This window comes from Phormidesmis priestleyi ULC007, from assembly GCF_001895925.1.
GTDB classification, from domain to species: Bacteria; Cyanobacteriota; Cyanobacteriia; order Leptolyngbyales; family Leptolyngbyaceae; genus Phormidesmis_A; species Phormidesmis_A priestleyi_A.
The window spans coordinates 63,306-75,845 of record NZ_MPPI01000007.1 but is presented as its reverse complement, the minus strand read 5'-3'; the positions used below and the strand labels follow the sequence as shown (position 1 = coordinate 75,845).

Below are 12,540 nucleotides of genomic sequence, written 5' to 3'. Positions count from 1 at the left end.
GTATGACTGATTATGAGCTAATTCGTCTCCTTCTAAGTCGGTTCTTTAATTATGAGAATTATGAGGAAGGTATCAAGAATGCGAGAAATGCAATATTCAAGAATCCAACTACGTCTGAGGATTGGAAGCGTATTGTTACAGAAATTCGCACTCACAATCTAGAAGCAGGACAACCACTATCACTAGTACATGATGGTGCTAATCAGGTTCTAAACGAGAATTCTGATGCAGAGGCATATGTGTGGCTAGAAAAGATGATCAAAAACGTTGAACGAGAGGATGAGGTTGTTGAGAAGTACTAGCGCTGCTATCCATCGGTTGTAATCCTCTGCGATACGTTGAAGAACGATTGCCGACGATCGATGCCCTCAAGGATTTTGCCGATCAATTTAAGAGAGTTTCAGAAGCTGCTACGAAACTCGATGAGAATGCAAATGTAGTCACTTTTCTAGTTAATAATCGCAACTTGGTCAAATTTGTTTTAGACGGAGGAGCTAAGACAGTTGATGATTTAGCAACTCTTCTGCGCCGACCAGGGATGACCCAGGATCTACTGGTAAATCTGCTTACCAAAGAAAGCCTAACGATTTCAGAGATTAGAAGTACTATTGTCAAGGGAGTCCCCGCTGAAACTCACGAGTTACCAGAGGCAATTCGTTTCGGTGCGCTTGAAGGTGGTGGTGAGTTTGAGTTTTTCGGTAATTCACAGGGAGTTGAAGGTGTATTTCGTCCGACGAACAAACAGGGAGTTGAAACTCCTGTATCCCTCAAATCCTTTCATGATGTTAGTAGTCTTGGCAGTTTACCTAGAGAAATCCGGCGGAATTCTAACCAAGCCCAAGCAGTGGGCATCGAAAATGCAATTTTTTATGGAGAACCAATACAGTTCAATACTAATCAGCTTGCTGACTTTGCAACCAATGGACCGATCTATCAACAAATTGTGCAGGATGGCGCTTTCAGCAAAATTATCTTGAAAGGTAGTGATGGAATTGTTGAAATCACCCGAAGCGGAGTAAGAATTATCAAATAGGAAGCACAACTATGAGCATTGAAGTTGACATTATACCAACCTCTAATAGAGCTATCGTTTGGAGCGATTTACAGTCGCAACTACTTTTACATCCTCTAGCTGATGAGGCTAGAACACTTCTTGGGCAGACTCCAGTATTGCTTGAGCTAGGAACTAATCAGCAAGTCGAAGGCAAGCAAGCTCTTCTACCTACTAAGTATTACCATTTTCAATTAGCGCATAGTAATGCTTTAACTTTGTCTTGCGAGAGAAATTCTGAGACCTACACGAATGAGCAGGAATATTTAGAGGACTTCGGACGAAATCTTGACTCAAACTTACGCGCGTATATATCCCGATGCTGGGCAGAAGTAGGATATGGATATACTGTTGGGAGCGCAGGAGGTCGAGCGAAAGGAGAAGTGATTCTGCTTGCTGCCTTAGCTAAAGATATAGCTAGCTTGTCAGATAGTTTTATTGTGATCAAAGAGGCTGGGTTATTTAACCTTTCTGTAGGAGTCTACTCTCCTGATCAGTTTTCTCAATGTTAGCGCGATCGTCCCTCTTAGCAGTCATAGCGAGAGATGGACGAGTTGACCAATGGATTCAAAGATCTATCCAGACTCTCATTATCTGACGCACTTACGGTTCCTTTTCGAGTGTTTGCCGATACGTTTGCTGATGCTAGTACTTCAGTAGGCAGACTGTTACAGTTCGGTAAGGATGGGGTCGTGGAGTTCCTCAAGGGTGGGTTCTCCAAATTTTCTGGTGGATTGCCGACGATTGAAGGACTGAAAGACTTTGCCGATCGTTTAAGAGCGTTTCAGAAGTTGCAAAATCGTCAGGAGGTGTTGAGGGCGATCGCCGATCGCCTCAACCGCATCAGCAAGGCAGACAACGATTCCCTCAACGACCAAGCGTTCTTTGACCAGATGCAAGGGGTGATGGAGAACCTATTTGTGACAGCTTACAACCCAACCGATGTGGGAGAAGACAGCCCGCTCAATGGGTTGCTCGAAAGCAAAGCAGGTGGGGCAGGCTATGTGCTGGCACAGGATTTGGTGAAGGATTCCACGGCAGTCAGCGTGCAGGTGTTTCAAGCAACGTTGTTAGCGGCGTTTAATGAGGTGCTATATGGTCAGGCGATCTCCACGACTCCAGAAGCTCACTCAGCGTTGCTCAAAGCCGCATTAGAACTAGGGAAAACCTATGCAAAATTAGCTCCGAGTCGGGAAACGGGAACCGTTCTAGCGAGTGATGCAGACTTTGGGTTCTTGGATCTGCTGTGGCGTGCTCAACAGCCTGGAGCGAGTGGCAGGCTTCCTGGCAAGGATGCAATTAAGGCACAACTCCAGAATGGAGTAGAGGCGCTAGGACGGCTGCTCAATGGGGTGAGTGACCCGATCAGCACCCTCAAGTTCCTCAACAATCTTTTGAATGCAGCGGCGAATAGCGTAGCGCTCAATGAACCGCGACTCGCCAACAGTGGAGGCGGGTTTAATCCACGCGGCGATATTCGTAGTGCCCAGTTCATCCGCGAGTTGATGAAGTTTGGTTTTGAAGTAGCCAAGGTTAACCCTACTGTGACCACGACGGGAGAGACGGTGATTTCAGAGTTTCTCAATACCTTATGGAAAGGAGGGGACGATCGGAAAGGGCAAGGGGGCTTGAATCAGTTCTTTGAGGGGGCGAAGAGTGGGAGCGATCGGGTAAAACTATTAGGGTTTGGAGATCGGCTGGTAGATGCCGCACAATTACTGCAAGGGGCTGATCTACAGGCTCAAAAGAAGGATGCCAAGTTCTTAAGTCAATTGCTGAACTTGGGGAGCAGCTACACAGCATTGAATCCGATTACGGCGGCAGGAGATCAACCTCTCAATTTCTTTCTTAGTACAGCATATCAACTCAGTAATACGCGGTTAACCGCACAGCAGTTAGACAGCTTTTTACAGTCGGTGACGAATCCTGATGTTGTTCTCTTTGCCAACTCCGACCGTCTCAAGACCCTGAATAAAATCACTGATGTAAGTCTTCAGGGTGTAAAGAGAAGCAACGAGTTTATCTCCAAAACAATGGGAGTTGCTCTAACTGGGAAAGGAATTAGCTTATTCAATATCAAAGATTACAAAGGTGTCAAGAACCAGGCAAATCCCTTAGCATTGGTAGGCGTTGAGCGATTCATTAATATTGTGGAGAAGGTAGAGGCAGTGTATAAAAATGACACTCCCCAGGAAATAATCACTCGTCTTCGTAGACTTTACTATCCTGGGGATAGTGGCTGGAATCTGATTAATGAAATTACTAATCAACAAGCATTTGCTGCACTTCTACCTAATGCTCCCAACTCTGAATCGGACCCACTATCACCAGGACTTCTTGCAGAAAGAAAAGTCTATGCGGCTGAGTTGGGAAGTCTAGACAAGGATGCGTATGCTATTCTGACGGCTAAAGCAAATGAGAACGGTAAGGAAGACAATCCATCACCCTATCTTGTGATTCCTGAACGCAACGAGATGATTGACATTGGACATCTACTTTTGACGCTGGATGCACTACTGCACCCAGGTTCTAACGCACCTTATTCTGATCCTTACTACAATGTGCCTACCATTGACCCTGCTTCATGGGTTGCTGACGTTGGAGTCGGCTCTGTTTGGCTAACGCTTCAACAGAGAGGAACTTCTCAAGAGGGTACTCCCATAAACTTGAAACTGTCATCTGGCACTCCTACAAAGGAAGAGATTGATGCGTACTACAAAGCTTCAGCCCCTGAAGCTGATATTCTTGGCGATGTCGATGGCTTTGGTTTGTTCGACAGATTTAACAATCCAGGTAGAAAGGATCAACGCTTTTCCACTCATCTTAAGAGATACTATCTTCAGAATGACGCTAGATTTGATATTCATACCCGATGGCAAACGTTCGCTAACGAATTCCAAGCTAAACCAATAGAAGCAACGTTTGATGCTGACGACCTGACCGAGGTAGCCAAACAAGCATGGGTTTCCCGTATCAATAAATTCAACAACCTTTTTGGAGATGGGAAGTTTTCTGTCTCCCCTGGAGGTCTTGGTCGGAATCCTAACTGGAACTGGGCTTATACAGGAGATATGTTTGAACGGTTCTCTAAGTACGTTCAGGAGCAGCTTAAAAACGAAAGAAACCCCTGAATTTTCTAAAAATTCACACACCATTAATTAATATATTTTCATGTTCCAATCAATACATGGCTTCAAAATATTCTTGGTTTCCTTGGCTCTAGGTGTTCCCAGTTCAGCCATTGTTCACCTGTCAATTGTTTGGTTTGTGAGAATTCTCCCTTTTTTGCTTTCGTCACCTTATCTACTTCGTGACGTGCTAGGTTTTCTTGCTATAGGTGCATTTATTGGTTTGTTTAAGTCGCTGCTAGTCTGTGCGATTGCTTTCCAAGTAGAACCATTTTTACGCTGGCGAGTAATTTTCGTAAGCACGATCGGTCTAACTTTGTTGGAGGGCTGGCTCTACTACAAATTATGGACATGGACGTTTCCTTTTGGATAGCGCAAAGAACTCCTTCAAATTAATTGGTATCACGGCTGCAACCCCGACTTCGATTTCAGCAGAGGCGCACCAGGCGCTGCTCAAAGCCGCACTGGAGTTGGGACAGACTTATGCAAAACTGGCACCGAGTCGGGAACTAGGAACCGTGCTGGCTGGCGACGCGGATTATGGGTTCTTGGACATGCTATGGCGCGCTCAACAACCGGGAGGGGCTGGAAATCTTTCGATTAAGGAGCAACTCGACAAAGGCGTGAAAGCGTTAGGGCGATCGCTCAATGGGGTCACCGACCCGATCACGACCCTCAAGTTCCTCAACAATCTCCTGAATGCAGCGGCGAATAGTGTGGCGCTCAATGAACCGCGACTCGCCAACAGTGGAGGCGGGTTTGACCCACGCGGCGATATTCGTAGTGCCCAGTTTATTCGCGAGTTGGTGGCGTTTGGTTTTGAAGTAGCCAAGGTTAACCCTACTGTGACCACGACGGGAGAGACGGTGATTTCAGAGTTTCTCAATACCTTATGGAAAGGAGGGGACGATCGGAAAGGGCAAGGGGGCTTGAATCAGTTCTTTGAGGGGGCGAAGAGTGGGAGCGATCGGGTCAAGCTGTTGGAGTTTGGCGACAGGCTGGTAGATGCTGCACAATTACTGCAAGGGGCTGATCTACCGTCTCAAAAGAAGGATGCCAGATTCCTGAGCCAATTGCTCAATTTGGGTGAGGCATATGCTGCTTTGAAGCCAGTTGAAGAGACAGAAGATTCAAAACTATTTTTGAATACGCTCTGGAGAGAACAAAATTTGCAAAAGGGAGCGAATGAATTTGGGCAATTTATTAGTAATGATGCTGATAATTTAAACGAACTCTTCAATATCGAACGTAAGGCTTTGAGGCAGTACAAATTATCACTAGATAAAGGAGTCACAAGTAATCCAACACTCATAAGTAAAGTTCTTGATATCTTCAAGACTCAGCTAATAGTTCCGAGTGAATCCCCCTCAGATTTTCTGAGTAGCCTTGCTCGCAACGCATTGCAAGATAAGTCACTGGATAACGAGTTACGTAAATTGATAGGTAAGCAGAGAGATCGAGATCTTAATCAAGCAGAAGTCAACTATGCCGCAGAAATATTTGCTGACAGTGTTGATTTTAGTAAAGTTGGCATAGCGAAAGACAAGTGGGTTGACTATGCAGTTGTAACACTAGGGAACGTAATCTACTTCCCCTCAAAGCTAGGTGGCACTGATATGTTTCAGCCTGGAACTCTTGAACTCACGGCAGCAGGACGTATTGTGTTAATTCATGAATTGACTCATGTTTGGCAATACCAGAATAGTGGATGGCGATATGTGTCAGGCAGTGTATTAGAGCAACTAACCGCTCAGTTCCTTAAGGGAGATGCTTATGACTGGACAACCGCCTATGAAAATAAGCTTCCCTGGGAACAATGGGGAGTAGAGCAACAAGCAGCAGCAGTGGAAGAATACAATGCAAGTATTCGCCGCGTGACCTTTCAACGAAAAAGAAGAGAAAAAGTTGAAGACAAAGACATTAGAACAGTTACGATTCTACGTCCTTACATCGAGAAACTTAGAAGAAAGGAAGGAGCGCCAGAACCAGCATTTCCGAAAGGATAACAACTTCTCTAAGGTTAATGAGCAGTTTTCAGCGTAATCCCGTAGTAGGCGTACAAGTTAACTCCAGCAATTATCAAAGACAGGTTGAATTAATTTTAAATAAGGAAGCAGTTCGGTGAAAAATAGGTTTGTTATTTCTCTCATACTCTTAATACTACTCACAGGGTGTACTGGTCCTAAGTTTTGCATTCAGATAGTAAGTAAACAGTCAAGTGGTTTAACACTAAAACTAAATGAGGCTTCGATGAGTAGCAAGTGGGAATGTTCTGAATCTGCTAGGGTTAGCTCCATTTCGATGATTAGTCGAACGAGAAATGAAACACTTTGGTCTATTTCGACTCCTAACTTCCCTAGAACTAAGAACGTTTCTACGATCGTCTATGGAGTAGTTCCAGAAGGTTTTGTTGGCAAAACAGCAGTTCCGCTAAAACCAGGTGAAACAATAGAAATTTATGTACATGGGTCTGCTACTTCCGATTCAAAAATTGTCAATCTAGCTAAGTAAGTAAAAATCACTACTCCCCTCACATTAGTAGTTTACTTTATCAGACACAATATATCGGAAAATGGACGCTGCTGATCTTAACTTAAAAGCCTGCCTCAACCTGTTTCGCGCTAGATTTGCTTCACAAAATATTCGTCTATGAAGAGCGATTTCCACTCTAATTCTTCTCAATGCGGCGGCGAATAGTGTCTCTCTGAATGAAGTAAGAGTTGCTAGCAGTAAAGGAGTGTTCGATCCCCGCGGTGATATTCGCAGTGCCCAGTTTATTCGCGAGTTAATCAAGTTTGGCTTTGAGGTGGCGAAGGTCAATCCGATCGTGACGACGACTGGGGAAACAGTGATTTCGGAGTTCATCAATATGTTGCTGCGTGGGGGAGATGGGCGAAAAGCTCAGGGCGGGTTGAATCAGTTCTTTGAGGGGGTGAAGACTCCAGGCGATCGGATTAAGCTATTGGAGTTTGCTGACAGATTAGTGCAGGCAGCGCAACTATTGCAAGGTGCTGACCTACAGGTTCAGAAAAAAGATGCAAGATTTCTGAGTCAACTACTGAACTTAGGGGGTGCGTATGCTGCACTTGGAACTCAAGTTTCACAGAGTGATCTACACTTCTTCCTGGAGACACTGCGACAGTCGCAAGACATTCAGAAAGCTGCAACTGAACTTAAAGCATTTCTTGATAGCTTCAACGGTGATGACCAACAGCTTCTAGCAGGGAGCCGTAATCTTCTTCAAACTCTAAGTCTAGTTCCGAGCCAATCCATTCGATCTGAAAGTCGCAATCCCTCGGTTGCCAAAGCGTGGTTAGACGAGGCGGCGTTCCATGCAAGTTTGCGCTTAAGTCTAAATCCGGGCGAACGTATTCTTGATGCCAGTGGCTTGTATGACGACATTTGGAATGCATCTAGCATACAGAAACTAAAGACTTTAGCTGAAGCACTTTATGCCTATGCTGCACCAGAAGGCGTACAGGTTGCTTCCAACGGTGACTCTGGAATGATTGCCCAAAAATTAGATACTTGGGGAAATAGCAACCCGATCGGAGGAACAATCACTCTGATTGGTGGATTAATCTATATTATTATTGATGAAGGTGGCAAAATTATTCGCGCAGTTTATCACTCTAATAGTGGAGAAGATGAGCGCACTGCTGAAGAAAAAGCAACTGATGACGCTATTAACGAGATACTTGTGGGAGCTACGCTTACTGATAGAAAAGGCAAGCCACTTCCAAATGGAACAAATCGTAAAGAAGGTGACGTAGAAAACTACGATAAACCAACAGGAGAAGAAGGGCAAGCTGAAGACCTTGAGAAACTTTCTAGAAAAGCTGGAGGACCTATTAAAACTACTGAAGACGGTGCTAAAACCGCCGATCTTATTGATGGAGGTAGCGTAGGAGCCTACCCAGAAGCTAAGAGTACAGGCGGCGCTACAACTCAAATTAATACGAGACCAAAAAAAAGTCCAATGAGAAGGACGATCAAAATTAGATACACACATAATAGAAGAGCAACGATTGTAATCCCCACAGTATAGGAGACGATAGCTAATGGATTTTGAGGTGATACATCCTGTTGAGTCTCCTGACCATATTAGAAGGTACAGAGAAATTATTCGTAGAGCAATTGAAGGCAATACTGGTAAGGGGCAGCTACAACTTATAAAACAAGCGGGTTGGATTGCTGTTCCTACTCATATTGGAGATCTTTATGCATTCGAGGATGAAGATCGGCTTATTCAGACTCTTCTAGATCATGGTTATCAAGAGTTTATCGCAGTTGATTTATCAAAGATGCAAAATGTGTCAGATGTTCTTATTATTCCGGCAACAGTGCTTGGAATGGAAGACTTTAAATATAATATTTTTGGGTGGTACGTTTGGTTTGCAGGAAAACCGGATTGGTTTATTCTTATGGCTAATACGTTAGATTTTATTATTGTTGCAGGGCAACCCGATTTTGTGCGTCGAGTTTTGGGCTGCGAACCAGAGCAGGCATCTATTGATATTCGAGAGATGTCTGAATCTGAATACTTAGATCCAGTCGTGCGGAAATACTATGCTCATTTGCTTGAGCAACTTCAAATCACGTATCTCCAATCTGAACCTGGAACAATTGTTAATTTGGGTTTACTAGATTGGGACGAAACGCCATCAGCATAGTACCGAAATCGCATTTTGCAGAGTGCGAAGAACTCCACGAACACGACACTAGATACACCAGTATTGGTGGCAGAACAAAATTGTGGGACTGCAAGCGGCTTTGGTGATTCCCTCCGTTTTAGTGGCAGGTGGAGTCGCTGATCCAGTGGGCAGTGCGCCTTTTCAAGATATTACGACGACGATCGACAGTGCAGGGAATTTCAGTCTCAGCCAAGCGCAACTTGTGGACTTGTATGGCAACGATTTGGCAGACGGAACCTATGCGCTGAAGCTGCGGGCAAAAGATGAGCTAGGCAACTTCTCTCAGGAGATGCGAGTGACGTTTACCTTTGACCTGACGGCTCCCACGCAAGACATTACCAGCTTGATTGATGGCATTACCTGGGTGGACGGTGAAGTGCTGGCAGGGTCAGTAAGCGACGGCACCGGAACAGGAGTCAATCAGGTGGCGTATCGATATTGGCAAACTGGCAGTAGTGGGGAAAGTTTGGGCGACCAGACGGTGACAGTTTCTCAGACCGGGACATTTAACCAGGCATTGGGAGAGATCAAGAATCTGGCAGCAGGGGTCTATGACTTTAGCGTCACGAGTAGCGATCTGGCAGGCAATCAACAATCGCAAGCGTTTCGATTCTTGAAGTCGGATGACAGCCCGATCGAGGATCAAGACCTCTACGTTCTGGAATCAGGAGAGGTGGCGGGTCAAGATGGCGGCACGAGGGCGAATGCTCCCGCCGGAGAGACCGGGAACTACGGGTATTTCGGTCCGACTTCTAGCGGTGGATATGGGTGGGGCAACTATTCAACGGGGGCGAACTCGACTCTCAATTGGCAGCCCAGTGGCTTTTCGGGCTTTCCTGGCGGAACCAATCTGCCCTACATTGGCACTGGCTATGATTTGGAGTACACCGATGCGGTGAAGAAGATCGTGGACTATGGCACGGGGGCGATTAGCAGACATCCCCTGACTATTTCCAAGAAGGCGGCGCTGCAAAATCGTCAGGAGGTGTTGAGGGCGATCGCCGATCGCCTCAACCGCATCAGCAAGGCAGACAACGATTCCCTCAACGACCAAGCGTTCTTTGACCAGATGCAAGGGGTGATGGAGAACCTATTTGTGACAGCTTACAACCCAACCGATGTGGGAGAAGACAGCCCGCTCAATGGGTTGCTCGAAAGCAAAGCAGGTGGGGCAGGCTATGTGCTGGCACAGGATTTGGTGAAGGATTCCACGGCAGTCAGCGTGCAGGTGTTTCAAGCAACGTTGTTAGCGGCGTTTAATGAGGTGCTATATGGTCAGGCGATCTCCACGACTCCAGAAGCTCACTCAACGTTGCTCAAAGCCGCATTAGAACTAGGGCAAACCTATGCAAAATTAGCTCCGAGTCGAGAAACGGGCACCGTTCTAGCGAGTGATGCAGACTTTGGGTTCTTGGATCTGCTGTGGCGTGCTCAACAGCCTGGAGCGAGTGGCAGGCTTCCTGGCAAGGATGCAATTAAGGCACAACTCCAGAATGGAGTAGAGGCGCTAGGACGGCTGCTCAATGGGGTGAGTGACCCGATCAGCACCCTCAAGTTCCTCAACAATCTTTTGAATGCAGCGGCGAATAGCGTAGCGCTCAATGAACCGCGACTCGCTAGCAGTGGAGGCGGGTTTAATCCACGCGGCGATATTCGTAGTGCCCAGTTTATTCGAGAGTTGATGAAGTTTGGCTTTGAGGTGGCGAAGGTCAATCCGATCGTGACCACAACAGGGGAGATGGTGATTTCAGAGTTTCTCAATACCTTATGGAGAGGTGGAGACGATCGTAAAGGGCAAGGAGGCTTGAATCAGTTCTTTGAGGGGGCGAAGAGTGGGAGCGATCGAGTGAAGTTATTGGAATTTGGCGACAGGCTGGTAGATGCCGCACAGCTATTGCAAGACTCAGGACTGCAAACTGAGAAGAAAGATGCAAGATTTCTGAGTCAACTACTGAACTTAGGAAGCAGCTACGTAGCATTAAATCCGATTGCGGCGGCAGGAGATCAACCGCTCAATTTCTTTCTTAGTACAGCATATCAACTCAGTAATACGCGGTTAACCGCACAGCAGTTAGACAGCTTTTTACAGTCGGTGACGAATCCTGATGTTGTTCTCTTTGCCAACTCCGATCGTCTCAAGACACTCAATAAAATCACTGATTCAAGTCTTCAGGATGTGAAGCGAAGCAATGAATTCATCTCCAAAACGATGGGAGTTGCCCTAACTGAGAAAGCGATTAGTTTATTCAATATCAGAGATTATAAAGGTATCAAGAATCAGACAAATCCTCTGGCATTAGTGGGCATTGATCGGTTCATTGATATTGTGGAGAAGGTAGAGGCAGTGTACAAAAATGATACTCCACAACAAATCATTACTCGTCTTCGTAGGCTTTACTACCCTGGTAATAGTGGTTTAGACCTGCTTGCAGGCATTAAGAATCAACAAGCATTTGCGCTTCTACCACATGCTCCAAACTACTTGCAGGGTTCTGCTTCCGACGTTTTTCCACCTGAGAGGAGGATAGATAAAGCGTATTTAAATGAGGTAGACAAAAGCGCATACGCTATTCTGACGGCTAAAGCAAATGAAAACGGCATAGAAGACAACCCCTCACCCTATATTGTGATTCCTGGACGCAACGAGATGATCGACATTGGGCATATGCTGTTGACGTTAGATGCGTTGCTGCATCCAGGTTCTAACGCACCTTACTCTGATCCCTACTACAATGTGCCGACCATTGACCCTGCTTCTTGGGTTGCCGATGTCAGTATTGGGTCTGTTTGGCTAACGCTTAAACAGAACGGAACTTCTCAGGAGGGAACTCCCATAAACTTGAAATTGTCATCTAGCATTCCCACGAAAGAAGAAATTGATGAGTATTACAAAGCCTCAGCTCCTGAAGCTGATATTCTTGGCGATGTCGATGGCTTTGGCTTATTTGATAGGTTCAATAGTCCAGACAGAAAAGATCAGCGTCTATCTACTCATCTAAAAGAGTATTATCTTCAAACGGGAAATGACATTAAATTTAGTATTCGTAGCCGATGGAAAACGTTTGCTGCCAAATTTCAAGCCACACCCATCGAGGCAACGTTTGATGCTGATGAATTAACAGCACCAGTAAAACAAGCATGGGTTGACCGAATCAACAGACTCAATAATCTTTTTGGCGATGGAGGGATCGCTGCGACAATTGCTCCCGTGCTCCGAAATCCGAACTGGAACTGGACTTATACAAAGGCAATGTTTGATAGGTTTGTTGAATACGTTCAGGAGCAGCTTAAGAACGAAAGAAAGCCTTGACATAGGCTTTTGAAGGTAACGCATATTTCTTTCGATTATCGTAATCTTATGTTCTCACCTATGCATGGCTTCAAAGTTCTTTCTACTTCCTTAATCTGGTGTATCCCTAGTTCAGCAGTTATACACTTTTCGGTTGTTTGGCTGGTAAAGATCTACCCTTTTTTGCTTGCATCTCCATCTTTAGGGAAAGCTGTACTAACAGTTCTATTTGTAGGCGTGTTCATTGGGTTTTTAAAAGCTCTATTTGTCAGCGCTATCGCTTCTCAAGTGGAACCCTATTTACGTTGGCGGGTGATCGTCATGACTACAATGATCTTAACTCTACTAGAGGGATGGATCTACTACCAACTTTGGACG

8 protein-coding genes are annotated in these 12,540 nt (G+C 45.5%); all 8 read left to right on the top strand.

The genetic code is table 11. From position 1 onward, the window contains the following. Nucleotides 1–2 precede the first annotated feature (2 nt). The 8 genes from BRW63_RS08170 (at nucleotide 3) to BRW63_RS08130 (ending at nucleotide 12,183) form a co-directional block, all read left to right on the top strand. Complete coding sequence (locus tag BRW63_RS08170) at nucleotides 3–302, top strand: hypothetical protein (protein WP_073070413.1); 300 nt, start codon at nucleotides 3–5, stop codon at nucleotides 300–302. Between the two features lie 47 nt (nucleotides 303–349). Then, nucleotides 350–1,033, top strand: a complete 684-nt coding sequence (locus tag BRW63_RS08165) for a hypothetical protein (RefSeq protein WP_073070412.1) — start codon at nucleotides 350–352, stop codon at nucleotides 1,031–1,033. An 11-nt stretch (nucleotides 1,034–1,044) separates the two neighbouring features. After that, entirely contained in the window at nucleotides 1,045–1,563 is a 519-nt protein-coding gene (locus BRW63_RS08160; RefSeq protein ID WP_073070411.1) for a hypothetical protein, read from the top strand. Nucleotides 1,564–1,596: 33 nt separating this feature from the next. After that, the gene (locus BRW63_RS08155; RefSeq protein WP_073070410.1) at nucleotides 1,597–4,182 is read left to right on the top strand and encodes a hypothetical protein; all 2,586 of its coding nucleotides are present in this window, start codon (nucleotides 1,597–1,599) and stop codon (nucleotides 4,180–4,182) included. Between the two features lie 362 nt (nucleotides 4,183–4,544). Continuing rightward, nucleotides 4,545–6,185 carry a hypothetical protein gene (locus BRW63_RS08145; RefSeq protein WP_073070408.1) on the top strand — a complete coding sequence of 547 codons (1,641 nt, stop codon included), beginning with the start codon at nucleotides 4,545–4,547 and terminating at the stop codon, nucleotides 6,183–6,185. A 731-nt stretch (nucleotides 6,186–6,916) separates the two neighbouring features. Further along, the gene (locus BRW63_RS08140) at nucleotides 6,917–8,227 is read left to right on the top strand and encodes a hypothetical protein (protein ID WP_073070407.1); all 1,311 of its coding nucleotides are present in this window, start codon (nucleotides 6,917–6,919) and stop codon (nucleotides 8,225–8,227) included. A 13-nt stretch (nucleotides 8,228–8,240) separates the two neighbouring features. Then, nucleotides 8,241–8,852, top strand: coding sequence for a hypothetical protein (locus tag BRW63_RS08135; protein ID WP_073070406.1), 612 nt, complete (start codon nucleotides 8,241–8,243; stop codon nucleotides 8,850–8,852). Nucleotides 8,853–8,934: 82 nt separating this feature from the next. After that, complete coding sequence (locus BRW63_RS08130; RefSeq protein WP_073070405.1) at nucleotides 8,935–12,183, top strand: Ig-like domain-containing protein; 3,249 nt, start codon at nucleotides 8,935–8,937, stop codon at nucleotides 12,181–12,183. Nucleotides 12,184–12,540: the final 357 nt, after the last annotated feature.

Coding starts and splice junctions, on each gene's coding strand:
- BRW63_RS08155 (WP_073070410.1), top strand. CDS start 1,597: ATGGACGAGTTGACCAATGGATTCAAAGATCTATCCAGACTCTCATTA.
- BRW63_RS08170 (WP_073070413.1), top strand. CDS start 3: ATGACTGATTATGAGCTAATTCGTCTCCTTCTAAGTCGGTTCTTTAAT.
- BRW63_RS08160 (WP_073070411.1), top strand. CDS start 1,045: ATGAGCATTGAAGTTGACATTATACCAACCTCTAATAGAGCTATCGTT.
- BRW63_RS08135 (WP_073070406.1), top strand. CDS start 8,241: ATGGATTTTGAGGTGATACATCCTGTTGAGTCTCCTGACCATATTAGA.